The organism is Streptomyces sp. NPDC052773 (genome assembly GCF_044547145.1).
GTDB lineage: Bacteria > Actinomycetota > Actinomycetes > Streptomycetales > Streptomycetaceae > Streptomyces.
Window position 1 is genome coordinate 734,872 of the sequence record NZ_JBITZX010000001.1, and the last position, 26,026, is coordinate 760,897.

At 72.9% G+C, this 26,026-nt stretch carries 22 protein-coding genes and 1 pseudogene; 8 read left to right on the forward strand and 15 right to left on the reverse strand.

Annotation, left to right across the window (positions count from 1 at the left end; translation table 11 throughout):
• Positions 1 to 246: 246 nt before the first annotated feature.
• The 8 genes from ACIG0D_RS03425 to ACIG0D_RS03460 form a co-directional block, all read right to left on the reverse strand.
• Positions 247 to 1,365, reverse strand: a complete 1,119-nt coding sequence (locus ACIG0D_RS03425; RefSeq protein ID WP_399795982.1) for an ABC transporter substrate-binding protein — start codon at positions 1,363 to 1,365, stop codon at positions 247 to 249.
• Positions 1,352 to 2,596, reverse strand: coding sequence for a sulfate adenylyltransferase subunit 1 (locus tag ACIG0D_RS03430; RefSeq protein WP_399796351.1), 1,245 nt, complete (start codon positions 2,594 to 2,596; stop codon positions 1,352 to 1,354). The genes ACIG0D_RS03425 and ACIG0D_RS03430 overlap by 14 nt, the downstream gene beginning before the upstream one ends.
• A 139-nt stretch (positions 2,597 to 2,735) precedes the next feature.
• Positions 2,736 to 3,644: a sulfate adenylyltransferase subunit CysD gene (gene cysD, locus ACIG0D_RS03435; RefSeq protein ID WP_399795983.1), complete on the reverse strand. Its 909-nt coding sequence runs from the start codon at positions 3,642 to 3,644 to the stop codon at positions 2,736 to 2,738.
• Complete coding sequence (gene cysC / locus ACIG0D_RS03440; protein WP_399795984.1) at positions 3,641 to 4,189, reverse strand: adenylyl-sulfate kinase; 549 nt, start codon at positions 4,187 to 4,189, stop codon at positions 3,641 to 3,643. Before cysC ends, cysD begins: the two co-directional genes overlap by 4 nt.
• Positions 4,186 to 5,370: a sulfotransferase family protein gene (locus ACIG0D_RS03445; protein ID WP_399795985.1), complete on the reverse strand. Its 1,185-nt coding sequence runs from the start codon at positions 5,368 to 5,370 to the stop codon at positions 4,186 to 4,188. Before ACIG0D_RS03445 ends, cysC begins: the two co-directional genes overlap by 4 nt.
• Positions 5,371 to 5,567: 197 nt before the next feature.
• The gene (locus ACIG0D_RS03450) at positions 5,568 to 6,653 is read right to left on the reverse strand and encodes a type III polyketide synthase (protein ID WP_399795986.1); all 1,086 of its coding nucleotides are present in this window, start codon (positions 6,651 to 6,653) and stop codon (positions 5,568 to 5,570) included.
• A gap of 299 nt (positions 6,654 to 6,952) precedes the next feature.
• Positions 6,953 to 9,313: an MMPL family transporter gene (locus ACIG0D_RS03455; RefSeq protein WP_399795987.1), complete on the reverse strand. Its 2,361-nt coding sequence runs from the start codon at positions 9,311 to 9,313 to the stop codon at positions 6,953 to 6,955.
• 114 nt (positions 9,314 to 9,427) lie between these two features.
• Positions 9,428 to 10,174: a DUF2993 domain-containing protein gene (locus ACIG0D_RS03460; RefSeq protein ID WP_399795988.1), complete on the reverse strand. Its 747-nt coding sequence runs from the start codon at positions 10,172 to 10,174 to the stop codon at positions 9,428 to 9,430.
• A 98-nt stretch (positions 10,175 to 10,272) separates the two neighbouring features.
• On the opposite strand from ACIG0D_RS03460, the gene ACIG0D_RS03465 reads away from it, so the two are divergent.
• The 3 genes from ACIG0D_RS03465 (at position 10,273) to ACIG0D_RS03475 (ending at position 12,671) form a co-directional block, all read left to right on the forward strand.
• Positions 10,273 to 10,893, forward strand: coding sequence for a helix-turn-helix domain-containing protein (locus ACIG0D_RS03465; RefSeq protein ID WP_399795989.1), 621 nt, complete (start codon positions 10,273 to 10,275; stop codon positions 10,891 to 10,893).
• A gap of 156 nt (positions 10,894 to 11,049) precedes the next feature.
• Positions 11,050 to 11,823 (forward strand): IclR family transcriptional regulator, encoded by a 774-nt coding sequence (locus tag ACIG0D_RS03470; RefSeq protein ID WP_399795990.1) that lies wholly within the window; start codon positions 11,050 to 11,052, stop codon positions 11,821 to 11,823.
• Positions 11,820 to 12,671 (forward strand): SMP-30/gluconolactonase/LRE family protein, encoded by an 852-nt coding sequence (locus ACIG0D_RS03475; protein WP_399795991.1) that lies wholly within the window; start codon positions 11,820 to 11,822, stop codon positions 12,669 to 12,671. The genes ACIG0D_RS03470 and ACIG0D_RS03475 overlap by 4 nt, the downstream gene beginning before the upstream one ends.
• 20 nt (positions 12,672 to 12,691) lie before the next feature.
• Here the strand turns inward: ACIG0D_RS03475 and ACIG0D_RS03480 are convergent, their stop codons facing one another.
• The 7 genes and pseudogenes from ACIG0D_RS03480 to ACIG0D_RS03510 all read right to left on the reverse strand — a co-directional run bounded on the left by ACIG0D_RS03480 (position 12,692) and on the right by ACIG0D_RS03510 (position 19,928).
• Entirely contained in the window at positions 12,692 to 14,074 is a 1,383-nt protein-coding gene (locus ACIG0D_RS03480; protein WP_399795992.1) for an FAD-dependent oxidoreductase, read from the reverse strand.
• Between the two features lie 33 nt (positions 14,075 to 14,107).
• Positions 14,108 to 15,283: an MAB_1171c family putative transporter gene (locus ACIG0D_RS03485; protein ID WP_399795993.1), complete on the reverse strand. Its 1,176-nt coding sequence runs from the start codon at positions 15,281 to 15,283 to the stop codon at positions 14,108 to 14,110.
• Positions 15,280 to 16,614 (reverse strand): MAB_1171c family putative transporter, encoded by a 1,335-nt coding sequence (locus tag ACIG0D_RS03490; RefSeq protein WP_399795994.1) that lies wholly within the window; start codon positions 16,612 to 16,614, stop codon positions 15,280 to 15,282. The genes ACIG0D_RS03485 and ACIG0D_RS03490 overlap by 4 nt, the downstream gene beginning before the upstream one ends.
• Positions 16,611 to 17,120, reverse strand: coding sequence for a toxin (locus tag ACIG0D_RS03495; RefSeq protein WP_399795995.1), 510 nt, complete (start codon positions 17,118 to 17,120; stop codon positions 16,611 to 16,613). Before ACIG0D_RS03495 ends, ACIG0D_RS03490 begins: the two co-directional genes overlap by 4 nt.
• A gap of 733 nt (positions 17,121 to 17,853) precedes the next feature.
• Positions 17,854 to 18,042, reverse strand: a pseudogene (locus ACIG0D_RS03500) (myo-inositol-1-phosphate synthase); the annotation flags it as partial.
• Between the two features lie 6 nt (positions 18,043 to 18,048).
• Complete coding sequence (locus tag ACIG0D_RS03505) at positions 18,049 to 19,326, reverse strand: DUF6545 domain-containing protein (RefSeq protein ID WP_399795996.1); 1,278 nt, start codon at positions 19,324 to 19,326, stop codon at positions 18,049 to 18,051.
• Entirely contained in the window at positions 19,323 to 19,928 is a 606-nt protein-coding gene (locus tag ACIG0D_RS03510; protein ID WP_399795997.1) for a toxin-antitoxin system, toxin component family protein, read from the reverse strand. The genes ACIG0D_RS03505 and ACIG0D_RS03510 overlap by 4 nt, the downstream gene beginning before the upstream one ends.
• A 274-nt stretch (positions 19,929 to 20,202) precedes the next feature.
• Here ACIG0D_RS03510 and ACIG0D_RS03515 point away from each other — a divergent pair, with 274 nt between their 5' ends.
• The 5 genes from ACIG0D_RS03515 to ACIG0D_RS03535 all read left to right on the forward strand — a co-directional run bounded on the left by ACIG0D_RS03515 (position 20,203) and on the right by ACIG0D_RS03535 (position 25,951).
• Positions 20,203 to 21,561 (forward strand): extracellular solute-binding protein, encoded by a 1,359-nt coding sequence (locus tag ACIG0D_RS03515; RefSeq protein ID WP_399795998.1) that lies wholly within the window; start codon positions 20,203 to 20,205, stop codon positions 21,559 to 21,561.
• A complete protein-coding gene (locus ACIG0D_RS03520; protein ID WP_399795999.1) occupies positions 21,558 to 22,499 on the forward strand; it encodes a carbohydrate ABC transporter permease in 942 nt (313 codons plus the stop codon). Before ACIG0D_RS03515 ends, ACIG0D_RS03520 begins: the two co-directional genes overlap by 4 nt.
• Entirely contained in the window at positions 22,496 to 23,356 is an 861-nt protein-coding gene (locus ACIG0D_RS03525) for a carbohydrate ABC transporter permease (RefSeq protein ID WP_399796000.1), read from the forward strand. Before ACIG0D_RS03520 ends, ACIG0D_RS03525 begins: the two co-directional genes overlap by 4 nt.
• Positions 23,357 to 23,358: 2 nt before the next feature.
• Positions 23,359 to 24,330, forward strand: coding sequence for an arabinan endo-1,5-alpha-L-arabinosidase (locus ACIG0D_RS03530; protein ID WP_399796001.1), 972 nt, complete (start codon positions 23,359 to 23,361; stop codon positions 24,328 to 24,330).
• Positions 24,331 to 24,436: 106 nt separating this feature from the next.
• Positions 24,437 to 25,951, forward strand: coding sequence for an alpha-N-arabinofuranosidase (locus ACIG0D_RS03535; RefSeq protein ID WP_399796002.1), 1,515 nt, complete (start codon positions 24,437 to 24,439; stop codon positions 25,949 to 25,951).
• The last annotated feature ends 75 nt before the right edge of the window (positions 25,952 to 26,026 follow it).

The window sequence follows — 26,026 nt, forward strand, 5'->3', positions numbered from 1 at the left end:
GGTCCGCGACCGGTGTCTGCGGCCGGGTCCGCGACCGGTGTCTGCGGCCGGGTCCGCGGCTGGTCGTCCCGGCCTGATCCGCGACCGGTGTCTGCGGCGGGGTCCGCGACCGGAGTCTGCGGCCGGGTCCGCGACTGGTCGTCCCGGCCCGGTCCGCGGCCGGTCGTCCCGGCCGGGTCCGTGACCGGTCGTCCCGGCCTGATCCGCGACCGGTGTCCGCGACCGGTCGTCCCGGCCCGGCCCGCCTCACGTGCCCGTCCGGACGCCGAGGCCCGCGTCATCCACCGCCGGTTCGCCCCGGTGCGCGCGGACCCGGTTGAGGATGCTGAGGTCGAAGATGCCGCGCAGGCCCGTCGGCCGGCCGCCGAGCAGGCCGAGGCGGTGCGCCCGGTCGGCCTCCTCGGCGAGGGTCGCGGCGAGCGGGTCGGCGGTGAGACGGACGTTGCGCCAGGCCCGGTCGAGGACGTCCTGTGGCAGAGGGCGGCCGGTCGCCGCCTCGATGGCGTCGTTCACGCCCGCCTTGCCCTCGCGGGGGCTGCGCGCCAGCCAGCGGTTGGTCTCCAGCGCGCCGCGCAGCACCGCCTCCACCACGTCCGGGTGTTCGTCGAGGAAGGACTGGGACACCACCACCAGCGCGGTGACGAACGCCCCGTCCCGCCACAGGTCCGCCTCGTCCACCAGCACCCGCCCGCCGGCCGCGACGAGCTGCGCGGCCACCGGCTCCGGCACCCACGCGCCGTCGATCGCGCCCCGCCGGAAACTGGTCGGGATCTCCTTCGCGGACTGGCGTACGACGGTGACGTCGCCGCGGCCGGTGTGCGGATCGACGTCCCAGCCCTGGGCGCGGATCCAGTGCAGCAGCGCCACGTCCTGGGTGTTGCCCGCCTCCGGGGTGGCGATCCGCAGGCCCCGGATGTCGGTGCCCCGTACGCCGGTGTCCTCGTCGACGACCAGGGAGACCCCGCCGGAGGCGGCGCCCGACACGATCCGCAGCGAGCGGCCCCCGGAGCGCAGATAGCCGTTGACGGCGGGCGACGGCCCCATCCAGGCGATGTCGACCGCGCCCGCGTTCAGCGCCTCCAGCGCCGACGGGCCGCCGTTGAACACTTGCGTCCGCAGCCGGGTGCCGCCCAGCTCCTCGGTGAAGAAGCCTTTCTGCACCCCGGCCAGCGGCGTGGCGTGGGTGACGTTCGCGAAGTACCCGAGCGTCACGGACTCCGCCGACAGCGGCGGCCCGCTGCCGACCTCGGGCGCGGCGGCGGCCCCGGGTGCCCGGGAGCCGTAGCCGCACCCGGCCACGCCGAGCAGCAGGAACACCAGCAGCAGCGGTGTCAGGGCCGCGCGGGCGCGCTCACACCGGCGCATCGCTCGGGCCGATCATGCCGGCGGTGAGGGTCGCGCCGTCGGCCGGGTCGATGAGCAGGAAGGAGCCGGTGCGGCGGCTGTCCTCGTAGGCGTCGAACGCCAGCGGTTCGGCGGTGCGCAGCTCGATCCGGCCGATGTCGTTGAGGTCCAGGTGCCCCGCGCCGGCGACGCGGTGGACGACCGCGCGGACCGTGCGCGTGGTGTGCCGCAGCAGGACGTGGTCGCCGGGGCGCAGCGGCTTCTCGTGCAGGTGGCACACGGCCGCCGTGATCCGCCGCGCCACGGTGGGCGGCGCGTCCGCCGGGGCGATGAGGTCGCCGCGGGAGACGTCCAGGTCGTCGGCGAGGCGCAGCGCCCCCGACTGGGGTGCGGTGATCCGCCCGGCGTCCGCGCCGAGCAGGTCGACGCCGGTGACGGTGGTGGTACGGCCGGACGGCAGTACGGTCACCCGGTCACCGGCCCGCAGCGTGCCCGCGGCGAGCTGACCGGCGTACAGGCGGACGTCCCCGGACCGGATGACGTACTGGACCGGGAAGCGCGCGGGCGTCCGGGCCGTCTCCTCGGCGACCGGCACGGTCTCCAGGTGGGCGAGGACCGTGGGGCCGCCGTACCAGTCCATCCGGGTGGACGGCTCGACGACGTTGTCCCCGGCGAGCGCCGAGATGGGGATCGCGGTGACGTGGGGGATGCCCAGCCCGGCGGCGAGCCGGCCGAACTCCGCGGCGATCTCCGCGAAGACCGGCTCCGCGTAGCCGGCGAGGTCCATCTTGTTCACCGCCAGCACCACGTGCGGCACCCGCAGCAGTGCCGCCACCGCCGCGTGCCGCCGGGTCTGCTCGACCACGCCCTTGCGGGCGTCGACGAGGATCACGGTCAGTTCGGCGGTCGAGGCGCCCGTGACCATGTTGCGGGTGTACTGCACATGGCCGGGGGTGTCGGCGAGGATGAAGCGTCTGCGGGGCGTGGCGAAGTAGCGGTACGCCACGTCGATGGTGATGCCCTGTTCCCGTTCGGCGCGCAGGCCGTCGGTGAGGAGGGCGAGGTCGGGGGTGCCCTGCCGGGACACCGACTCCAGCTGGTCGGCGAGGACCGACTTGGAGTCGTGCAGCAGGCGGCCCACGAGGGTGGACTTGCCGTCGTCGACCGAGCCCGCGGTGGCCCAGCGCAGCAGGTCCGGCTCGGCCGCCGGGCCGGTGCCGGCCACGGCACGGTCCTGGGTGAGGTGGGGCATGGGGTTCGGGTGTCCCTCCTGTACGGCGGCCGGGGACCCGCTGGTCAGCCGGGACCTGGCCTCCTGGAAGATGCCGCGCATCATGAGGGCGGCGGTGGAATGCGGGGGGTGGCCGTAGGCCCACACGTCTGCCGTCATGTCAGAAGTACCCCTCGCGTTTACGGTCCTCCATGGCGGCCTCGGAGAGCCGGTCGTCGGCGCGGGTGGCGCCGCGCTCGGTGAGCCGGGACGCGGTGATCTCGGCGATCACCTGCTCCACGTCCGCCGCCTCGGAGAGCACCGCTCCGGTGCAGGACATGTCGCCGACGGTCCGGTAGCGCACCCGGCGCCGCTCCACGGGCTCGCCGTCCTTCGGGCCGCCCCACGCGCCGGGCGCGAGCCACATCCCGGAGCGCAGGAACACCTCCCGTTCGTGCGCGAAGTAGATCGACGGCAGCTCGATCCGCTCGCGGGCGATGTAGTGCCACACGTCCAGCTCGGTCCAGTTGGAGAGCGGGAAGACCCGGACGTGCTCGCCGGGCAGATGGCGGCCGTTGTACAGCTGCCACAGCTCGGGCCGCTGGCGGCGCGGGTCCCAGGTGCCGAACTCGTCCCGCAGCGAGAACACCCGCTCCTTGGCGCGGGCCTTCTCCTCGTCGCGCCGCCCGCCGCCGAACACCGCGTCGAAGCCGCCGCCGGTGATGGCCTCCAGCAGAGGCAGGGTCTGCAGCGGGTTGCGGGTGCCGTCGGGGCGTTCGCGCAGCACACCGCGGTCGATGTAGTCCTGTACGGAGGCCACATGGAGCCGTAGCCCATGGGCGGCCACCACACGGTCGCGGTAGGCCAGCACCTCGGGGAAGTTGTGCCCGGTGTCCACGTGCAGCAGCGCGAACGGCGGCGGTGCCGGCGCGAACGCCTTCAGTGCCAGATGCAGCATCACCACCGAGTCCTTGCCGCCGGAGAACAGCAGCACCGGCTTCTCGAACTCCCCGGCCACCTCGCGGAAGATGTGCACCGCCTCCGACTCCAGCACGTCGGTGTGCGTCAGGAAACCGGTCGCGGCCGTCACAGCAGCCCCCGCTCGGCCATCAGCGCGTGCAGGGTGTCCACCGACTCGGCGACGGACTGGAGCTGGGTCTCCACCCGGGCGTCCGGCGCCTGCGGCGGCTCGTACGGGTCGTCGACGCCGGTCAGCCCGGACAGCCGCCCGGCGCGGGCCTGCGCGTACAGGCCCTTCACGTCACGGACCGCGCACACCTGGAGCGGGGTGGCGACATGCACCTCCAAGTACGGGGTGTTGCTCGCCTCGTGCCGTTTGCGCACCGCCTCGCGGCTGTCGGCGTACGGCGCGATCACCGGGACCAGGACGAGGATGCCGTTGCGGGCCAGCACCTCCGCGACCAGCCCGATGCGCTGCACGTTGGTGTCGCGGTCCTCGCGGGTGAAGCCGAGGCCCGCGCTGAGGAAGGTGCGGATCTCGTCGCCGTCCAGCACCTCGACCCGGTGCCCCTCGCGGGTGAGCCGGCTGGCCAGCGCCTGCGCCAGGGTGGTCTTGCCGGAGCTGGGCAGCCCGGTCAGCCAGACGGTGGCGCCGGGGGTGGGGGGAGTTCTCATGCGCCGCTCCCCACGGTCGGGGCCGCCGTACCGGCCGTCGGGGCCGCCGTACCGGCCGTGAGGGCTGTCGTACCGGCCGTCGGAGTCGCAGTCCCGGCCCGGGGCACCACACCGTGCGCGGCGAGCACCGAGAACCCGGCCGCGCACGCCTCGTCCAGCTCCGCGCGCTCGGCGGCGGGCAGGTCCCGCCAGGTGGAGGAGGGCGCGCCCACCTTGGCCGCGGCCCGGCTCTCCCAGTCGGAGTCCACGAAGTCCGGCCCGAGGAACTCCGCGATCCGGCGCAGTTCCTCACCGGGCTCGGCCAGCAGGTCCTCGTACCAGACGTGCAGCACGTTCTCCGGCGGCAGCGCGGCCATCGCCTCCATGCCGCGTTTCATCTCGTCCGACCAGTAGGTGCCGAACAGCGAGGTGGGGATGCGGTAGTCGCGCACCGCCGCCGCGTCGAAACGTTCCGGCAGGAACGGCGCCAGCTCCTCCGGTACGAAGCCCAGGTCCCGCTCACCGGCACCGGCCGGCTCCTCGGCGTACGGGTCGTGGCCGAGCGTGAGGTGCAGGGCCATCACCACGGCCGCCATCCGGAAGCCGTTGTGGCGGCTCATCGACAGAGCGGTGTCCCGGCCGTCGCGCACGATGTGCAGATAGCGCGCGCCGGGGAAGTGGTCGCGGAACTGCCCGGCGAGGATCAGCGAGCCGCCGCTGCGCTCGGCCCACAGGGACTTGCCGAAGCGGGCGCACAGCCAGGAGAACAGGCGGGCGTAGTGCTCGCCGACGACCGCCTCCGGGAACCCGGCGACGGCCGCCTCCAGCTCGTCGTACAGCTCGTCCGGGGTCTCGCTCAGATGCGGCAGGGTGGTTAGCAGGACGGCCGGGATGCCGGTGTCGGCCTGGAAGCGGGTCGCGGGCGACGGGCGGTAGAGGACTTCCTTGGGGGCCAGTCCGTGTGTGGTCAGCAGCCGGTTGACGGCGTTGCGGGAGGACAGGATCCCCCAGAACTCCCCGGCGGTGACCTTCCCTTCGGGGAAGACCCGGGCGGTGAGCCGGTACATGTCCGTGAGGTGGTTGAACAGCTCCGACAGGCTGAGCACCTGAGGATGCTCACGCAACAACTCGGAGACGAGCGTGGAACCACACCGCCCGGTCCCGGTCACGAAGACCTGACCCGGCTGGTTCTGATGAGGCATGAGAGGCGTTTCCTTCCGTGCGTCCGTTGAGATGCGGGGTCGTACGGGGAAGGGGGTGCCGGAAGCGCGCCACAGAGGGGCGCGGGGCTGTGTCGATAGGCGGCTCCGCCGCGTGGGCGCGACCAGCCATGACGCCGCCGCGGACAACAGACGACAGCACACGGCCGACGCACAGGAACACGGCACCCGGCGGAGCGCTACGCGCGGCGCAGCAACGCCGCGTACAGCGTCAGACCGGGCCCGAAGGCCATCGCCACCACGGGCCCGTCACTGCGCGGCAGGCGCTCCAGCACCATCAGCACGGTGGGCGAGGAGCAGTTGCCCGCCTCGTCGAGGACGCCGTACGACGCGTCCAGCGCGCCCGCCGGCAGCTTCAGCCGCTCGCCGACGACCTCCAGGATGCGCTTGCCGCCGGGGTGCACGGCCCAGCCGGTGACGTCCTCCGGGGTGAGCCCGTGCGGGGCGAGCAGCTGGTCGCGGACGACTTCGCCGACGTGCCTCGCGAGCACGTCCGGCACCTTGGGCGACAGGCCCATCTTGAAGCCGAGGTCGGTGATCTGCCAGCTCATGTGGTCGGCGGTGGTGTGGTCGGTGACCGCGACGACGTCGATCACCTCGTAGCCGCTGCCCGCGTCGGGCTCCAGGACGACCGCGGCGGCGGCGTCCGCGAACAGCGCGTGCGCGACGATCTGCTCGATGTCCTTGGAGGGCGGCTGGACGTGCAGCGAGGTGAGTTCGAGGCAGAGCAGCACGGCCGGGCGGCCACGGGAGGCGACGAAGTCGGAGACCGCGCCGAGCGAGGGCACGGCGGCGTAGCAGCCCATGTGGCCGATGAACAGCCGCTGGACCCTGCTGCTCATGCCCAGCTCGTCGGCGAGCCGTAAGTCCAGGCCGGGCGTGGTGTAGCCGGTACAGGACGCCACCGCCAGCAGGCCGACGTCCTGCGGGGCGAGGCCGGCGGACTCCAGGGCCCGGGTGACGGTGCGCTTGCCGAGCGGGACGGCCTCCTCGATGTAGCGGGCCATCCGCTGCCCGGTGCTCCACCGGGAGACCTCCTTCTCGGCGCGCGGGTCGACGGCCGTGGAGCGGGAACTGATTCCGGAATTCTGGAATATCCGGCGGGCCAGCGGAAAGCCTTCGTAGTGCTCGTGGAAAAAGTCCTGCCACAGTTCGTCCTGGCTGCTGCGGGTGCCGGGAAACGAATGTGACGAGCCGGTGATGACGGGCCTGGCGGCGGCGCGCAGACCACGCGGAGCAGGGGCAATCTTTTCTTCGAGGTGCATGCCTGATTCCTTTTCTTGGGCACGGCAAAAGGCCGTATGAGGGTAGGAGGGGGAATCGTGCATGAAGGCGCGGCAAAAGCGCCTGAGAACTCGGCGCCGCGCGACTTTGCGCAGGTCAGGCCGAGTAGTCGAGGTTTCGTAGCCTCAGTCAAACACAGGTTCTCCGGTGGAATCAAATATTCCGGAGGTAATTTCCTCACCGGAAACAATGGGGGCCGAAAAACGACGGCCTGCCTTCCGGGGTCCCGGAAAGCAGGCCTGATTTATGCGTGAGTAATTCAGCCAGTCGGGTCTCGATTTCAGTCGGCGGTGACGTGGCTCACGGAGACTTCGTGGGGTGTTTCACTTTTCTCCGCGGATGGTTTCCCGTGCAGTCGCGCACCCTCGATGTCGAGGTCCGGAAGCACCCGGTCCAGACCCCGCGGCAGCCACCAGGCGCCGCGCCCCACCATGGCCAGCACCGCCGGCACCAGCGTCATCCGGACGACGAAGGCGTCCACCAGCACCCCGAACGCCAGCGAGAAGGCGATGGGCTTGACGATGGCGTCCTCCGACGTCACGAAACTCGCGAAGACGAAGAACATGATGAGCGCCGCCGCCGTCACCACCCGCGAGGCGTGCGCCGCCCCATCGACCACCGCGTCCCGGGCCCGGCGGGTGCGCACCCACTCCTCGCGCATGCTGGACACCAGGAACACCTCGTAGTCCATGGCCAGTCCGAACAGCACCGCCATCAGCACGATCGGCAGGAAACTGACCACCGGCCCGGTCCGCGCCACGCCCAGCGCGTCGGCGAGCCAGCCCCACTGGAACACCGCCACCACCGCGCCGAACGACGCCCCGACCGACAGCAGGAAGCCGGCCGTCGCCTTCACCGGCACCACCAGCGACCGGAACACCAGCAGCAACAGGATCAGGCACAGCCCGACGACGACCGCCGCGAACGGCAGCAGCGAGGCGCGCAGCCGGTCGGAGACATCGATGCCGATGGCCGTCGTACCGGTCACGGACACCGTGGTGCCCGTCTCCCGCTCGATGGTGTCCGCGTCGGCGCGGATCGCGTCGACCAGGTCCTTGGTGGCGTCGTCCTGCGGTCCGCCGTCGGGGACCACGGAGATCACCGCCCGCCCGGACTCCGGCGCGTACTGCGGCTGCCCGACCTTCACCACGCCCGGCAGCTCCTTCAGCCGCGCGGCCACCGCCCCCGCCTGGCGCTGCCCGGACTCCCCGGGGGTGTCGGCCTCGGCGAGCACCAGCAGCGGCCCGTTGAAGCCGGGCCCGAAGGCCTCGTCGATCGTGTCGTACGTCTCGCGCTGCGGGGTGTCGTGCGCGGCGCTGCCGTTGTCGGGGAGGGCAAGGCGCAGATCGGCGGCGGGCACCGCCGCGGTCACCAGGGCCGCGACCGTGGCGAGGAGGAAGAGGAGGGGGCGGCGGGTGACGAGCCCGGCCCAGCGGCGGCCCATGACGGCGGGGGGACGCTCGCCCTCCCAACGCTCACCCTCCGCGTGTTCGGCCTTCGGGTGTTCGGCCTCCGGGCGGTCGGCCTCGGGGGTCCTGCCCTCCGGCGTGCCGGGGCCCTCCGGCTCGGCGGGGCTCTCGGCGTCCTGGTTCCCGTGGGTGATGGCCGCCGCCCGGCGGGCCGCCCGCGATCCCGGCCGGGGTGCGAGCCGCGCGCCCGCGAAGCCGAACAGCGCGGGCAGCAAGGTGACCGCGACCAGGACCGCGATCAGCACGGTCGCCGCCGCGCTGAGACCCATCACGGTCAGGAAGGGGATCCGTACGACGGCCAGCCCGACCAGCGCGATGATCACCGTCGTCCCCGCGAACACCACCGCGCTGCCCGCCGTGCCGACCGCCCGCCCCGCCGACTCGCGCGGGTCCATGCCCTGGGCGAGCTGGGTGCGGTGCCGGGAGAGCACGAACAGGGCGTAGTCGATGCCGACCGCGAGCCCGAGCATCAGCGCGAGGCTCAGCGCGGTGGAGGACACCGTCACCGCGGAGGACACCGCCAGCAGCCCCACCAGCCCGGTGCCGATCCCGACGAACGCGGTGAACAGCGGCATCCCGGCCGCGAGCAGCGAGCCGAAGGTGAGGGCGAGCACGACCAGAGCGACGACCACGCCGAGCAGTTCGAGGACGCTCGGGGTGAGGACGCCGTTGCCGTACGCCTGCCCGCCGACCGAGACCTCCAGGCCCGCCTCCTCTGCGGCCTTCGCGGTGTCCTCCAGCGCGTCGAGGGTGCCGTCGTCGAGGTCGGAGCGGGTGACGTCGTAGTTGACCTGGGCCAGGGCGGTACGGCCGTCGGGCGTGACCGTGCCGGCCTTGTCCGGCGGGATGACGGCGGCGACCTGCGGGGCGTCCTGGGCGGCGGTCAGGGTGTGCTGCACCGCCCGGGCCGCCGCCGGGTCGGTGATCTTCGACCCCTCGGGCGCGGTGAACACGATCTGGGCGCTGGTGCCGGCGGCGGCCGGGAAGTCCTCCGCCATCGTGTCCTGCGCCTGCTGGGATTCGGAGCCGGGGATCGTGAACTCGTTGTCGAGTCTGCCGCCGACGGCGATCAGCGTGCCGACGGCGGCGGCCAGGACGGCCAGCCAGGCCGCCAGGACCAGCCGTCGGCGGCGGTGGGCGCCGAGCCCGAGCCGGTAGAGCCAAGTCGCCACGGAAATGCTCCTCGTGCAGTAGTGGCAGGTGCGGGAGGGAGGAGGAAGCAGGGGGGAGGAGAAGGGGGGAAGGGGGAGAGGAGAAGGGGGAGAAGGGGAGGAGGGGGAGGAGGTTCAGGCCTTCACGGTCGCCGGGCCTCCCGTCAGCTCCAGCCGGAGCCCGTCCGGGGTGACCGCGACGCGTTCCGGCTCCAGCCCGAGCGGCAGCCCGGACAGATCGAGTTCCTGCGGGGTGTCCCCGAGCAGCTGGGAGGCGAGGGAGTCAGGGACGACCCGGTCGCCGATCCGTACGCCGGTGCGCTCGAACCGGATGCCGTCCTTCTCCAGCTCCGGCCGGAATCCGACGGCGATCCGCCCGGCGGGCCCCGCGTGCACCACCAGCTCGCGCGCGGCCGGGTCGGTCGTCACGGCCGCCTGGCCCAGCGCGCCGCCGGTCATGGTGGACACCGCCTCGGCGAGCGCCGCGTCGGCCAGTTCCGCGCTGACCCGGCTGTCGCGCACCGACAGTCCCTCGCCGGTACGGACCACGTCGGCCAGCTCGGCGTGCAGGTCCACCCCGCTGAACCGGCGGAACGTGGCGCCCTCGCCCTCGACCTCCACGCGCGGGAAGGAGCCGCGCGCCAGCTGGTAGGTCACCGGCGTGGGGCCGAAGCCCACGTCGAGACCGGTGTGCAGCCGCTTCTCCATCCGGTCGGCGAAGCGGTCGGCCGTGTAGTGGCGGGCCACCGCCTCCGCGATCCCGCCGACGGCCAGTACGGCGCCGACGGTGGCGAGCGCGACGAGACGCGCCCTGCGGGGTACCGGCCGTGACGCCGGCCGTCGCCCGGGGCGCGTGCCGGACCGGGCCCCGGGCGGGGACACACGCCTCCTCCGTAAAAGTGTCATGACTGACAGCATAGCGAAAGTGTCATGACTGACAGATTCTTTGCCGTCGGTTTTGAGCCTGCGATACTCCTCGCATGGCAACCCTCGACACCCCCGCCGCCGAGCCACGGGGCCGCCGCGAGGCGCACAAGGCGGCGACCCGCAAGGCGCTCCAGGAGGCGGCCCACCGCATGTTCGAGGAGCGGGGGTACGCGCGGACGACCGTGCGGGACATCGCCGCAGCCGCCGGGGTCACCGAGCGGACCTTCTTCCGCTACTTCCCGTCCAAAGAGGACCTGGTCCTCGACGAGATCCTGGACCTGATCCCGGTCGTCCGGGACAAGGTCGTCGCCCGCCCCGCCGCGGAGGACCCGTACGCCGCCGTGCTCGGCGCGGCGCTGGAGCTCACCGCCGCCGGCGGGGTCGGCCTGATGTTCAGTGGGCCGCCGCAGCACTTCCCCGGCCGGCAGGTACGCCAGTTCCTGCCCGTGCTCAGCAAGTTCGAGACCGGCCTCGCGGACGCGCTGCTGGAGCGGCTGACCGCGCAGGACCCGCAGACGGCCACGCCGCTGCGCGCGGCGGTGCTGGCACGGGCGGCCGTCGGCGCGATGCGCTCCGCGCTCTTCGCGTACACGGACCTGCCGGAGGAGCGGCGTGAGCCCGCGGTCGCCCGCGACCTGCTGCGGGAGGCCTTCGCGTATCTACGGCAGAGCTGAGGCGGGAGCCGAGGCCGGAACCGAGGCCGGAACCGAGGGCCGGAACCGGCGCGGGGAGCTGACGCGGGACCATTGCCCGCCGGAGACTCCATGAGTAGCCTGTGTTCGCTATTCCGACCATCTGTTGAAATCTCGAACACAGGGAGGGGGCCGGTCGTGGGACGCCTCGTACCTGCCGTGACCCGGGCTCTCGACATCCTGGAGCTCTTCCTCGACGGTGACGGGACGCTGTCCGCCCCCGACATCGTGCGCAAGCTCCAGCTGCCCCGCACCACCGTCCACGAGCTGGTCACCACGCTCGCCGCCCGGTCGTACATCGTCCAGGTGCCCGGCCAGCCCGGACGCTACCGGCTCGGCGTACGGCCGTACCAGCTCGGCAGCCGGTACGCCGAACAGCTCGACCTCGCCGCGGAGGGCCAGCAGGTCGCCCGGTCCGTCGCCGAGACCTGCGACGAGACGGTCCACGTGGCGATCCTCGAGGGCACCGACGTCATCTACATCGCCAAGGTCGACTCCACGCACGCCGTGCGCATGGTCTCCGCGGCCGGCCGCCGCCTTCCGGCGCACTGCACGTCCGTCGGCAAGATGCTGCTTGCCTCCCTCCCGGAGCAGGAACTCGCGGCCCGCGTCCCGGACGACGCCGAGCTGGTCGCGATGACGCCGAACAGCATCACCGAACCGGCCGCGCTGCGCGAGGCCCTGGCCGAAATCCGCCGCCGCGGGATCGCCGTGGAGAGCCGTGAGTCCAACCCGGACGTCAGCTGTGTGGCCGCCCCGGTCCGCGACCGCACCGGCCAGGTCGTCGCCGCGCTCTCCATCTCCGTGCCGATGATCCGCTGGAGCGAGGAGCGCCGCGCGGAACTGGAAGAGCTCGCCGCGAAGGGCGCCGCGGAACTCTCCGAGCGGCTCGGCCACCGGAGCGTGGCATGAGGACGTACGAGATCGAGGTCGCGGTCCGTGCCGAGGCCACCCTGGGCGAGGGCCCGACCTGGGACGCGGCGCGGGGCCGCCTCCTGTGGATCGACATCCTCGGCTCCCGCATCCACGGCTACGACCCGTCGACGGGCCGCCGCACGGTCCGTACGACGGAGCAGCACATCGGCGCGGTGAAGCCACGCGCGGGCGGCGGGCTGGTCCTCAACCTCCGCGACGGGGTTGGTCTCCTCGACCCGGACGGCAGCTTCCGCTGGCTCCACCACGAGCCGGTCCCCGGCCGCCGCGCCAACGACGCGGCCGTCGCCCCCGACGGCGCGCTGTGGGCGGGCACCATGCGCTACGACGAGGCGCCGGGCGGGGGCACGCTGTCCCGGGTGACCGGCGACGGCACGGTGGACGTCGTCCTCGACGACGTCGCGGTGAGCAACGGCACGGGCTGGAGCCCCGACGGCCGCCGCATGTACTACATCGACTCCCCGACCCGCCGCGTCGACGTCTTCGACGTCGACGGCCCCCGCGTGGTGAACCGCCGTCCCCTCGCCGAGATCGAGGAGGGCGCCGGCTTCCCCGACGGCCTCACCGTCGACGCCGACGGCTGCGTCTGGGTCGCCCTCTGGGACGGCGCCGCCCTCCGCCGCTACACCCCCACCGGCGCCCTGGACCGCGAGATCCCCCTCCCCACCCCCCGAGTCACCGCCTGTGCCTTCGGCGGCCCCGACCTGAGGGACCTCTACATCACCACAGCCAGAGTCGGCCTCCCCAGCCCGCACCCCCTCTCGGGCTCCCTCCTGGTCATCCCGGGAGCGGGCCAGGGCTTTCCCCAGCCGGCGTTCGCCGGCTGAGACCTCCGGCCCACGGCGCCCTACGGCAACCCCGCCACCTTCCGCTCCTCCACACTCAACGGCGGCCCGGTCAAAGGCGGTTTGACCGGGCCGATCGCCGCGGCGAGGACCGCGCGGGGACGCAGCAGCCGAGTCGGCCCCGCGGTCATGCTGGTGACGTCCCAGACGGCGGTGGCCGCGCTGTAGGAGCCGGTGGTGGCCCGGATCATGCGGCGGGTGTAGCGCATCATCAGCCGGTCCGGGAGGCCCGGACTGCCGCCGCGCGTCCCGGGAAACCAGATGTCCTGCCCGACGGCCAGGGTCCAGGCCGCCTCCACGACCCCGGCGACCCCCCGCTGCACCCGCCGGGCGAGACCGGGCTCGTCGACACCCGTGCGGCCCAGCTCCCGGGCGAGCACCCGCGCGCCGAGCGCCGCCACCGACATCCCCTGCCCGTACGCCGGGTTGAAGCCGGCCAGCGCGTCCCCGAGGACGACGAACCGCTCGGGCCAGTGCCGCGCCTTCTCCGCATAGCGGCGGTGGTTGCTGGTGGAGCGGCTGACGTGGACGCCGGTCAGGGGTTCCGCGCCGGAGATCAGCCTGCCCACGAGGGGATGCGGCAACTCCAGCGCGTACCGGAGGAAGGCGTCCGGGTCCGACGGCGGCTCGCCGCCGCGCGTACCGGCGAGGCTCGCCATCCACCGGCCGCCCTCGATCGGCAGCACCATCCCGCTGCGGCCGGGCCGGGACCCGTACGGGTCGGCGTTGAGGACCGTGACGGGGAAGTCCTCCGCGCCCTCGGGTATGCGGTAGATCCGGGTCGCGTTGACCAGCCCCGCGTCGACGGTCCGCTCCCGCACGTCCGTGACGCCGACCGCCCTGAGCCAGCCGCTCACCCGCGAGCCCCGGCCGCTCGCGTCGACCACGAAGTCCGCGTGGAGGTCCTCGTCGCCGTCCGGCGTCGACACCCGTACGCCCTCGATCCGCCGCCGGTCACCGGCCAGTTCGACGACCTGCCCCTTGCGCAGCCGCACGGCGGTGTGCGCGAGCACCGCGTCCCGGACCACCCAGTCGAGCAGCGCCCGGCTGCACGACAGCATCCGCGGCCCCGGCCCGCGCCAGCGCCGGAACCAGCCCTCCGTGCCCAGCGACACCATGCCCGAGGCGAGCGAGACCTCCCGGGCGCCCGCGGCGAGCAGCCGCTCCCGGATGCTCACCCCCGGCACCAGGGCCTCCATCGCCTCCAGGCCCCCGGCCATCAGCAGATGCGCGTGCAGGCCCTGCGGCAGCCCCTTGCGGTGCTCCGGCCCGTCGGGCAGGTCGTCACGGTCCCAGAGGACGACCTCGTCCACGACGGTGGACAGCGCCGCCGCGGCCAGGACGCCGGCCAGACCGGCACCGATGACGACACCTCTACGCGACACGGGGCTCCTCGCACTCCGCCATGGGATACCCCCCTAGTCCTGGAAAGCTCTCACCGTACCTTCACGCCCCGTCCCCCAGGGAGGGGTTCGGCCCAGGGCCTGGGCCAGTTCGACGAGGCCGCCGGCGCCGGAGACCTCCGTGGCGTGGAGGCGGTAGGTGCTGGGCGTGGCCAGCGGGGCCTCGCGGGCGGCGGCCCGGTGCGCGGCGGCGGCGAGCATGGCCGCCTCCGCGGCGACCCGCGCCTCGTGCGGCGAGCGGCCGTCGCCGAGGGCGGCCGACAGCGCCGTCTGCCGCACCCGTTCGTCGAAGTACGGCGCCAGGGCGAGCAGCGCGTCATGGATGGCGACCTCGCGCCAGTGCAGCCGCTCCAGCGGGAGCTGCCACCAGGACGTGGGCGGCTTGGGGGCCGTCGACACGAACGCCACCCGCGACCACAGCGGCCCCAGCCGCCAGTAGTCCCGCAGCCCGCACCAGTGCGCCACGGCGGCGGGCAGCAGCCGCGGCAGCACGAACCCGGCGGAGCAGACGAGCGCCCCGAGGGAGGCCATCGGCGGCGCCACGCTCGTGGAGAGGAAGTCGAGGTCGTGCCCCGTCCAACGCGCCGCGACCGCAGTGTACTTGGCGAGCTGGAACCCCACCAGGTCGAGCAGCGCCCCGATGAGGATCAGCCGCAGTCCCGCGCGCAGCAGCCCGGTGACCTCGCGGCCCCACTTCCGGCACACGGCGCACATCGCCACCATGGCCGCGGTGTGCCCGAGCAGATACAGCACGATCATCTCGCGCATGAACGGCGTGTTCGCGTAGTACGTGTCGAGGTCGGTCAGCCGCTCGGTGCGCGCGTCCGCGAGGGCGAACAGCGCGACGATGGCCACGATCAGCAGGCCGTAGGCGACGACGCAGTCCCGGATCAGCCGCCGCACCCGGTCGCGGGCCCCGCCCCGCCAGTTGATCAGCAGGATCAGCAGCGAGCAGCTGTACGCCGAGAGCATGCCGTAGGTCAGCGGCGCCCCGAAGTTGGGGACGCCGGTCAGCTCGTTGACGGCGGCCAGCGTCGCCGGCGCCGAGCAGCAGAACACGAGCGCGCCGAGCAGGATCGCCACACAGGTGGACACGGTCAGCGGGTTGCGCACGGGCCGCGGTGGCCGCCGGAACAGCACGACGGCGGACAGCGCGAGCGCCACGGCCGCCACGTACACGACGAGGCTCATGCGCGCGAGCCCCGCGCGGCCGGCACCGGCTGCGGCCCGTCGGCGCCGCGCGGCGGCGCGCCGGTGGCGAGAACATCGACGAGCGCGTCGGCGATGTCCACCAGCGCTTCCGGGTCGGGCGCCCGGTCGGGGAACCGGTCGGGCGGCGCCTCGGGCGGCCGGACGGCCGCCGGACCCGCGGCGTCGCGCACGGCCGCCGGACCCGCGGCGTCGCGCACGGCCGCCGGACCCGCGGCGTCCCGCACGGCCGCCGGACCCGCGGCGTCCCGCACCGCCGCCGGGTCCGCGGGGTGGCGCACCACGGCCGGGTTCCCGGCGTCCCGCACCGCCGCCGCGATGACCGCCGCCCACGCCATGGCCGCGGCCCGCTCCGGATCGCCCGTCGTGCGCAGCGCGGCGCGCAGGGTCTCGTCGTACAGCTCCCGGTCGACGTACGCGTCGAGATAGCTCAGCGCGTTGTGGATGCTGGTCTGCCGCCACACCAGCCGGGTCGCGGGCGACGCCCAGCGCGGGCGGGGCAGGCGCAGGGCACGGCGCGCGAGGATGTCGTCCAGTTCGCGCTCCAGGGGTGCGAGGCGCAGGTACGCCCGCCGGGCCCGCCGCCACTCCGTCAGCCGGGGCCCGGCGAGCGGGATGAGGATGCCGAAGACCGTCACGAGGGCGCCCAGACCGGCGGCGGCCGGGGACACGCTGTGGTCGAGCGCCGACCAGTCGAGGCCGTTCCAGCGGGCGACGACGGCGATGAGCTTGGTGACGCTGTACCCGGCGCCGCACAGGGTGCCGAGGCCGAGCGTCACCAGGCCGGCGCGCAGCCAGCCGTGCACCTGGCGGGCCCAGCGCAGGGCGGAGACGGTGGTGAAGCCGACGGCGGTGAGGTGCGCGAGCAGGTAGAGCAGGATCATCTCGCGGATGTACGGCGTGCTCGCGTAGTAGGTGTCCAGGTCGGTGCGGCGCTCCACGGGGGCGTCGCCGAGGACGAACATGGTCACGATGCCGGTGACGACCGCGGCGTAGGCGAGGACCCAGCGCCGGGTGGTGCGCCGCACCCCGGGACCGCCGCGCCAGCGGACGACCAGCACCTGGGAGGCCGCGCTGTACGCGGTGATCGTCACGTACGTCACCGGCGCGGCGAGGTTGGGGATGCCGCTGATCCGGTTGACGGCGCCGACGGTGGGCGGGGCGCCGAGGACGAAGCAGAGGCCGGCCAGGGCGAGGACCGTGCACAGGGAGCGCAGGTAGGGGTCGTGCCGGTGGCGGAGCAGGTCCGGTGACTTCAGGAGCAGGCCGAAGCCGAGGAGGCCGGCGCTGAGGTAGTTGGTCAGTGCGTTCATCGCCGGGTCCCGCGGTAGTTGAGCGCGGCCCCGATACGGCCCGCGAGGTCCTGCGGGTCGCCGCCCCGGTCCGCGTACACGGAGTCCGCCGGGGCTTCCAGCCAGGTGCGCAGCCGACGGCCCATCAGCATGCCGAAGCGGTCGGCCTCCTGCTCGTCGGCGAGTGTGAAGTCGGTGCGCGCGGCGGTGGCCCTGCCGTCGTCCTGGCGGGCGGCGGTCTGCCGCTGGTGCATGTGCCACACCTCGTGGCAGAAGATCACGATCTGGTGCCAGACGGCGGCGCGCCGGTCGACGACGACGTCGTCGTGCGTCTCGCCCTCCAGCCAGAGTCCGCTGGCGGTGTGCGGCGGGAACACCTCCCGGTGGACGACGATCTTGCGGCCCCGCCACTTGACGGCCGACTCGACGACCGCCTGGAACATGACCTCGGGATCCGCGGGAACCGGCACTCGGATGGGTTCGATGAGGGCGTCGGCGAGGCGACGCATCTCCCTGTTCGTACGCACGGTTCTCCCCGTGGCTGCGCGGGTGTTCGATGCAGCAATATGCCAAGACCGGTGGCGCTTCAGCCACCTCCCGGCACCCCGCCGCGCACGGTGCGGCGGGAGAAATGAGGCCGTTAGGGACGAAGAAGGCCGCCGCACCGGACAACAATGGCCGAAAAGCGGACACCCGCCCCCGGCGGGGCCGTGGGGTGGGTGTGCCGGGGTGTGCGGTGAGTTCCGTTCGTGGTGGATGGGGTGGCGTCCCGGACCGCGTACGACGGTGCGCCCGGCGCACGGACCGTGGCCCGACCCCGCCCGCCGGCCACCGAGGCCCCCGGCGGGCCCGTACGGCCACGGCGGGCCGGCCGGACGGACCGGGAGCGCGCGACCGGCCGGGCTCGCGGCCACCGCCGACGGCCCGCCGCACCGGCGCCGCCGCACCGGTCACGCCCCGTCCACCTCCCGGACCTGCGCCTTCACGACCGACCCCGGCCCGGGCAGGCGGCCGGACGCGCCTCCGCCGGTGGCGCCGCCACCACCGGCCCTCCTGGGCCGGCGGCCCACCGGCGAGCCGGTGCGGCAGTGCCTCGGGAAGCCCGGCCGGGCCGCTGGGGGCGGCGCCCGGGCCCGCCGTCGCCGACACGGGACCGTCCCGGCGCCCCTCGGGCACCTGCGGCCTCTGCGGCGGGCGCCGTTCCGCGCGACCGGGCGTGTGCGCCAATTCCGGTCGTTGTCAGACGTCTTCGCGCGACCTGGCCGAACCCGGCGCGGCGGCGGCCGCGTCGGCTAGGGCGGCGCCGTCCCCGCCGCCCAGCGGGTCGGTGCCGGACCAGGCCCGCACCGCCCATGCCCGCTGGGCGGGCATGGGGCCCGGCAGGGACCGTGGCAACGTCTGCCCGGTCGTGCCGTCGGGGCCCGCGTACGGCAGGCCAGAGGCGGTCGCGGCAGGTCAGTTGGCGACGCTCACCCCCTGCGCACCGGCGGAAACCCGGGACCGTATCCGCTCGACGGCCGTTCGCCGGCCCAGGGCGCGGGAGACCGCGCCGATGTCGCGGAGCAGGGCCGTGGTGTCCACCTGGGTGGTGGGGGGCTTGCGGGGCCGGTGTTCGGCGGCGTCCAGGATCGTGACCGCTGCGGCCAGCGCGGCGGCCTGGTCGGCGGGGAAGCCGAGGGAGAGGGCGGTGGCGCAGGAGCGTCGGCGCAGGTCCTCGTCGAGGAAGCGGCCCAGCGGCAGCAGTACGTCGCGGATGAACGTCTCGCGGCGGATGAGCCGCAGTTCGAGGCCCGCCCGCAGGGCGCGCGGGGGGCCGCCGCCGTGCACCGACCGCATCAGCAGGTACAGCGGGCGCAGTTCGCGGTGGGCGAGCCGGAGCCGTCGGCGGTCGCGCAGATACTGTCCGGCGTGCGGCAGGATGAAGCCCGCCGCGACGAGGACGGCGGACAGGGACGCGAGGGGCGGCGCGACGGCCGTGGACAGCCAGTCCAGGTTCCGGCCGGACCAGCGGGCGGCCACCGCGGTCAGCTTGACGGCGTCGAAGAGCAGCTGGAGCGCGAAGCCGACCCCGAGGAGCCGCAGCCCGGCGCGCAGCCAGACGTCGAGGCCGCCGGCGCTGACCCAGTCCCAGATCAGCCGGTTGACGATCAGCCCGGCGACGGTGTGCGCGAGCAGATAGAGGAGGATCATCTCGCGCGCGTACGGCGTGTCGGCGTAGTAGGTGTCCAGGTCCCGTAGCCGCTCGCGGGGCATCTCCGCGAGGAGGAACAGCACCCAGAGGGCGACGATCACCCCGAGGTAGCCGGCGCGCACCGCGCCTCTCACCCGGCGGGTGCGGTCCATCCGGTCCATCCGGTCCGTGCGGTTCGTCCGGTCCGTGCGGTCCGTGCGGTCGGCCGGTCCGTCGCGCCAGGTGACGATCAGCAGCAGGCAGGCGCTGGAGAACGCGGTGAGCAGGGAGTACGCCCAGGGCGCCGCGATGTTCGGCACGCCCGTGACCCGGTTGATCCAGCCGATCGTCGACGGCGCCACGAAGACGAACACCGCGCAGGCGAGCAGCAGCAGACCGCCGACCGCGCGCATCAGCGGGTCCCGCCACAGCCGGATGATGCCGGGCAGCTTGATGGCCAGGGCGGCGGCGAGGATGCCGGCGGGGATCCACCAGAGGGTGGGGTAGAACGCGTGGACGGTCTCGGCGGGGTCGAGGGCCAGGGGTGCGGCGGTGGCCGTCACCGGGCCGCCCTTCGGCCGCGGTAACCGAGGGACCGCTGCACCGGGTCGAGCGGCGTGCCGGGCGCGTCCCCGCCGCACACCAGTGGCCGCAGCGCACCGGCCAGCCGGTGTCCGAAGTCGTCCGCCTCCGCCTCCTCCCGCTGCCGGGAACCGTTGCGGGCGGCGACGGTGAGGGCGAGTTCCCGCCAGCCGGACCGGGCGGCGAGCGCGTCCGCGGCGGCCGTGCCGGACAGGTGGTGATGGCAGTGCCCGGCGTGCATGTGCCACAGCTCGTGTCCGAGGATGACGAGCTGCTGCACGGCCTCGGCCCGCTCCTCGACGATGACCAGGTCGAAGTCCTGGAACTCCACCCACAGGCCGGTGACCTCGATCTCGTCGGGGAACCGCTCGAAGCGCAGCTCCACCGGCCGGCCGCCGCGGCGCGCGGTCATCTCCTCGCACACCGCCCGGCACACCTGGCGTACGTCGGTGGGGGGTTCGGGCCGGGCCCGCAGCGCGGCGTCGAGCTGGTCCGCCAGCTCGCGCATCGCGGCACCGGTCCGCGCGCGCCGCAGCGCGGTGGCGATCCGGCCCGCCCTGGGCCGCGCGCCAGGGTTGTCCATCGCGCCCCTTTCTCGCACCGCCGGAGCGCCGCGTCTCTCGCACCGCCGCACCGCCGGAGCGCCGCGTTCTCGCACCGCCGCACCGGCCGAACCGCCGGGCGGCGACCGTCCGAGGGTACGCGGCGGGGTCCGGGCACGACCATGCCCGTCACGAAAGATTCGTGCCGAACCCATTGACGCGCACGCGCTTCGACCTTACGGTCCGTTCGAAGTTACGAGCGGCATCCGAAATACCGAACAATCCTCGTGCAATCTTTGAGAGTAAGGGCAGGGAATGGGACAACCTGGCCTGAACCGCAGGCAATTGCTGGCCACCCTCGGCGGACTGACGATCGCGGGAAGCTTCGGCTTCGCCGCACTCGGCACCGGCGCCGACGCCCTCGCCTCCGGGGCCCGTACACGCGTCCGGTACTGGAACCTCTTCAGTGGCGGCGACGGCTACAACATGATCGCGATGCTGGACGCCTTCCGCGCGGAGCACCCGGACATCGCGGTGAAGGACTCCACCCTCCAGTGGGGCAGCCCCTTCTACACCAAGCTGGCCATGGCCGCCGCGGGCAACCGCGCCCCCGACCTCGGTGTCATGCACCTGGGCCGGGTCCCCGGCTTCTCACCCGGCCGCCTCCTGGACCCCTGGGACGTGAACCTGCTCGCCAAGTACGGCGTCCACGAACGGGACTTCAACCCCGCCCTGTGGCAGCGCGCCGTCATCGACGGCAAGCTCTACGCCCTGCCCCTCGACATCCACGTCCAGCTCTGCTTCTACCGCAAGGACGTCCTGAAGAAGGCGGGCCTGCTCGGCGCCGACGGGCGGATGGTCACCCCGACGTCGACCGGCGAGTGGTTCGACATGCTCAAGGAGGCGAAGGCCGCCACCAAGAAGGGCCTCCAGACCATCGGCCTCTGGCACAACGACCAGAACTTCCAGTGGTGGTTCTTCGTCGCCTTCTACACCCAGCTCGGCGGCACCTGGTTCGACGACGCCAACACCGGCGTCACCTTCGACACCGGCAAGGCCGCCCAGGTCCTTCAGTTCCTGCGCCGTCACATCACCGACGGCTACGCCAACCCCGGCTACGGCGGCGCCGCGGGCGCCGAACAGCTCATCAACGGCTCCCCGTTCGCCTGGGAGGGCAACTGGTCGGTGCCCGTCTTCGACACGGCGAAGGTCGAGTACGGCGCGGCCCCGCTGCCGCCCGTCTTCGGCAAGCCGGCCACCCACGCCGAGTCGCACGCCTTCGTCCTGCCCCACCAGTCGGAACGCGGCGGCGCCGCCAACGAGGCCGCGCACCGGCTCGCCGCGTACATCGTCCGGCACGCCCAGCAGTGGGCGGGCGGCGGCCACATCCCCGCCTACACCCCCACGCTCTCCACGCCCGCCTACCGGAAGCTGAACCCCCAGAGCGAGTACGTCTCGGCGATGGACCACCAGGCCACCGAGCCCAAGGTGTGGTTCGCGGGCTCCACCGGCATCCTCGCCCAGCGCGTCGGCCCGATCGTCGTCTCCGCGACCACGGGCTCCGCGACCCCGGACGCCGCCGCCCGCCGGATGAAGCGCACGCTCACCGAACTGCTCGCCTCGAAGAACCCCATGGACGGCCGGACCGCCGCGCAGGGAGGTGCGGTCGCATGACGACGACCAGCGCAGAGACCGTCATCGCACCGGCCCGCACCCGGGCCGTCGCCGCCGGCGCCACCACCCGCCGGGGGCAGGGCTTCCAGCACGGCGGCTGGTTCGTCGCCCCGTTCCTGGCCCTGTTCGCGCTGTTCGTGGTCTGGCCGCTGCTGCGCGGCCTGTACCTCAGCTTCACCGACGCCAACATCTCCGGCGAGGGCGCGAGCTTCGTCGGCCTCGACAACTACCGCGAGGCCCTGCGGGACGACCTGATGTGGGAAGCCCTCGGCCACAGCGCCTACTTCACGCTCCTGGTCGTCCCCTGCATCACCGTCATGGCGTTCCTGCTCGCGATGCTCGCCCACCACATCGAGCGCGGCAAGTGGCTGTGGCGGCTGTGCTTCTTCGCCCCGTTCCTGCTGCCCTCCACCGTCGCCGCGAACCTGTGGCAGTGGCTGTTCAACCCCGGCACCGGGATGATCAACCACGTCTTCGGCATCGACACGCCCTGGCTGACCGACAAGTCGTACGCCATGCTCGCCGTCGTCATCACCACCCTGTGGTGGACGGTCGGCTTCAGCTTCCTGCTCTACCTCGCCGCCCTCCAGGGCATCCCCGGCCACCTCTACGAGGCCGCCAAACTGGACGGCGCGAACGCCTGGCACCGCATGGTCCACATCACCCTGCCGATGCTGCGCAACATCACCGGCCTCGTCATCGCCCTCCAGATCCTCGCCTCGCTCCAGGTCTTCGACCAGGCCGTCGTGATGCAGGACTTCGGGCCCGGGCCCGAGGGTTCGACCCGGACCTTCGTGCAGTACACCCTCGAAGAGGGCTTCACCAGCTACCGCGTGGGCTACGCCTCCGCCATCTCCATCATCTTCTTCGTGATCATCGCGGCCGTCGCCCTCGCGCGGATGTGGCTGCTGCGCAACCGTGAGGAGGGCGGCCGATGAGCGACGCCGCACAGATCCGCGTCAAGCCCCGCAAGGTCTGGACGCCGAGCCAGATCGTCCTCACCCTCCTCGGCACCGCCGTCTCCGCGGTGTTCCTCGCCCCGCTCGCCTGGGCGCTGTTCACCTCGCTCAAGTCGGAGACCGAGGCCGTCGAGGTGCCGACGCACTGGCTGCCGAGGGAGTGGACCGGCCAGGCCTGGAAAGCGATCTTCGAGAACGGCAACATCACCGACTGGTTCGTGAACTCGCTCGTCGTCTCCGTCTGCGTGACCACCATCGTGCTGGTCGTCTCCGCGCTCGCCGGATACGGCTTCGCCCGCACCGAGTTCCGCGGCAAGGCCGCCCTCATGGGTGTCGTCATGGCGGGCCTCATGGTCTCCCCGGCCGTCCTCGGCGTCCCGCTGTTCACCACCGTCCAGCAGATGGGGATGGTCGACACCTACTGGGGCATGATCCTGCCCCAGTGCGCGCCCGCCGCGATGGTCTTCATCCTCTACAAGTTCTTCCAGGGCATCCCGCGCGAACTGGAGGAGGCCGCGTTCATCGACGGCGCGGGCCGCTGGCGGGTCTTCTTCACCATCGTCGTCCCGCTCGCCCGCCCCTCCCTCGCGGCGGTCGGCATCTTCACCTTCATCGCGTCGTGGAACAACTTCCTGTGGCCGTACATGGTCACCAACAACCCCGACCTGATGACGATGCCGAACGGCATCGCGACCGTCATGAACTCCTACGGCATCCAGTGGGCGCAGCTCATGGCCGGCGGTCTGATGGCCGGCCTGCCCCTGATCGTCGTCTTCGTCTTCTTCCAGCGGCAGATCGTGGCGGGCGTCGCCCACACGGGATTGGCGGGACAGTGACCGTGACCGTGCGCAGAACCCTCACCGCCGTCGCGACGGCGACCCTCGTGGCCCTGCTGCCCCACACGGCCCAGGCGGCGGAGACCTATCCGGACCCGCGCCCCCTCACCGGCCAGGAGATCATCCACGACCCCACGGTCGCCCGCCTCAAGTCCGGCGGCTACGTGGCCTACTCGACCGGCGGCGTCATCGGCGCCCGCCTCTCCGAGGACGGCCGGCACTGGGACGACGCGGGCAACGCCTTCGCTACACCCCCCGCCTGGTGGTACGAGTACAACGACAAGGCCGACCCCTGGGCCCCCGACCTCTCCTGGCGCGACGGCCGCTACTGGCTCTACTACGCCGTCTCCTCCTGGGGCAGCAACCACTCCGCGATCGGCGTCGCCACCTCGCCCTCCGGCCGCCCCGGCACCTGGACCGACCACGGCAAGGTCCTCACCTCCGAACGCACCGACACCTGGAACGCCATCGACCCGGCGATCGTCAAGGCCGACGGCAGGCTGTGGATGTCGTTCGGCTCCTACTGGACCGGCATCCGCATGGTCGAAATCGACCCGGCGACCGGCAAGGCGCTCCCCGGTGCCACGGTCCACCACCTGGCGACCCGCCCCGACGCCCCGTACGCCGTCGAAGGCCCGTACATCGTCAAGCACGGCCGCCACTACTACCTCTTCGCCTCCTACGACGCCTGCTGCTCCGGCGTGAACTCCACCTACAAGATCAAGGTCGGCCGCTCCACCTCCGTGACGGGCCCGTACGTCGACAGCGACGGCACCCCGATGCTGAACGGCGGCGGCGACCTCGTCCTGGAGGGCCACGGCCGCTTCATCGGCACCGGCGGCCAGTCCGTCTTCAAGGACAAGGGCAAGGACTGGCTGGCGTACCACTACTACGACGCGCAGGACGAAGGCACCCCGAAGCTGGGCCTGAACAAGCTCACCTGGACAAGGGACGGCTGGCCCAAGGCTCTTTAGGGGCCCGGGGCTGCGTCCATATGCGGCTCCGCCGCGTGGGCGCGACCAGCCACAGACAACCGGCACTCGCCACCGAAACACAAGCCACACACACGGAAAGGCGCCCATGCGACCCGCCCGCTTCACCCTCGACCCCGCTTTCACCGTCGGCGAGGTCAACCCCCGCCTCTTCGGCAGCTTCGTCGAACACCTCGGCCGCTGCGTCTACACCGGCATCTTCGAACCGGACCACCCCACCGCGGACGAGGCCGGCCTCCGCCGGGACGTCCTGGACCTGGTCCGCGAACTCGGCGTGACGGCCATCCGCTACCCCGGCGGCAACTTCGTCTCGGGCTACAAGTGGGAGGACTCGGTCGGCCCCGTCGAGGACCGCCCCCGCCGCCTCGACCTGTCCTGGCACTCGACGGAGACGAACCGCTTCGGCCTCTCCGAGTACATCGCGTTCCTGAAGAAGATCGGCCCGCAGGCGGAGCCGATGATGGCCGTGAACCTCGGTACGCGGGGCGTCGCGGAGGCCCTGGAACTCCAGGAGTACGCCAACCACCCCTCCGGCACGGCCCTGTCCGACCTGCGCGTCTCCCACGGCGACAAGGACCCGTTCGGCATCCGCCTGTGGTGCCTGGGCAACGAGATGGACGGCCCCTGGCAGACGGGCCACAAGACGGCGCGGGAGTACGGCCGTATCGCCGCCGAGACGGCCCGCGCGATGCGCCAGGCGGACCCGACCGTGGAACTGGTCGCCTGCGGCTCGTCCGGCCAGTCGATGCCGACGTTCGCCGAGTGGGAGGCGACGGTCCTCCAGGAGACCTACGACCTGGTCGACTACATCTCCCTGCACGCCTACTACGAGCCGGTCGACGGCGACGTGGACTCCTTCCTTGCCTCCGCCGTCGACATGGAGTCCTTCATCGAGAACGTCGTCGCCACCTGCGACCACGTCGGCGCCCGGCTGAAGTCGAAGAAGAAGATCAACCTCTCCTTCGACGAGTGGAACGTCTGGTACCTCTCCCGCTGGGAGGCCCGGGCGAAGACCTTCGAGCAGCACGACTGGCCGGAGGCGCCGCGCCTGCTGGAGGACAACTACAGCGTCACGGACGCGGTGGTCTTCGGCTCGCTGCTGATCGCCCTGCTCCGCCACGCCGACCGCGTCACGGTCGCCTGCCTCGCCCAGCTGGTGAACGTGATCGCGCCGATCATGACGGAGCCCGGCGGCCCGGCCTGGCGCCAGACGACGTTCTTCCCCTTCGCCCAGGCGTCGAAGTACGGCCGCGGCGAGGTGCTGGACGTCCGCGTCGACTCCCCGACGTACGAGACGGCGAAGTACGGCGAGACCGACCTCCTCCACGCCACCGCCGTCCGCGCCGAGGACGGCACGGTCACCGTCTTCGCCGTCAACCGCAGCCGCACGGACGCGCTCCCCCTGGAGGTGACCCTGAACGGCCTCGGCCTCACCCGGGTCGTCGAGCACACCGCCCTCGCCGACGCCGACCCCGACGCCCGCAACACCCTCACCGAGCCCGAGCGGGTCACCCCGCACCCGGTCGAGGGCACGACCCTCACCGAAGGCCGCCTCACCACCGTCCTGGAACCCCTGTCCTGGAACGTCATCCGCCTGGCCTGACCCACCCCGCACACCACGCGACGGAACCACCGGAGAACCTCACCCTCCGGTGGCTCCGCCGCGCCCGCTACCGTG

Coding starts and splice junctions, on each gene's coding strand:
- ACIG0D_RS03450 (WP_399795986.1), bottom strand. CDS start 6,653: ATGCACCTCGAAGAAAAGATTGCCCCTGCTCCGCGTGGTCTGCGCGCC.
- ACIG0D_RS03445 (WP_399795985.1), bottom strand. CDS start 5,370: ATGCCTCATCAGAACCAGCCGGGTCAGGTCTTCGTGACCGGGACCGGG.
- ACIG0D_RS03490 (WP_399795994.1), bottom strand. CDS start 16,614: ATGAACGCACTGACCAACTACCTCAGCGCCGGCCTCCTCGGCTTCGGC.
- ACIG0D_RS03515 (WP_399795998.1), top strand. CDS start 20,203: ATGGGACAACCTGGCCTGAACCGCAGGCAATTGCTGGCCACCCTCGGC.
- cysC (WP_399795984.1), bottom strand. CDS start 4,189: ATGAGAACTCCCCCCACCCCCGGCGCCACCGTCTGGCTGACCGGGCTG.
- ACIG0D_RS03520 (WP_399795999.1), top strand. CDS start 21,558: ATGACGACGACCAGCGCAGAGACCGTCATCGCACCGGCCCGCACCCGG.
- ACIG0D_RS03535 (WP_399796002.1), top strand. CDS start 24,437: ATGCGACCCGCCCGCTTCACCCTCGACCCCGCTTTCACCGTCGGCGAG.
- ACIG0D_RS03485 (WP_399795993.1), bottom strand. CDS start 15,283: ATGAGCCTCGTCGTGTACGTGGCGGCCGTGGCGCTCGCGCTGTCCGCC.
- ACIG0D_RS03475 (WP_399795991.1), top strand. CDS start 11,820: ATGAGGACGTACGAGATCGAGGTCGCGGTCCGTGCCGAGGCCACCCTG.
- ACIG0D_RS03525 (WP_399796000.1), top strand. CDS start 22,496: ATGAGCGACGCCGCACAGATCCGCGTCAAGCCCCGCAAGGTCTGGACG.
- ACIG0D_RS03510 (WP_399795997.1), bottom strand. CDS start 19,928: ATGGACAACCCTGGCGCGCGGCCCAGGGCGGGCCGGATCGCCACCGCG.
- ACIG0D_RS03465 (WP_399795989.1), top strand. CDS start 10,273: ATGGCAACCCTCGACACCCCCGCCGCCGAGCCACGGGGCCGCCGCGAG.
- ACIG0D_RS03425 (WP_399795982.1), bottom strand. CDS start 1,365: ATGCGCCGGTGTGAGCGCGCCCGCGCGGCCCTGACACCGCTGCTGCTG.
- ACIG0D_RS03430 (WP_399796351.1), bottom strand. CDS start 2,596: ATGCCCCACCTCACCCAGGACCGTGCCGTGGCCGGCACCGGCCCGGCG.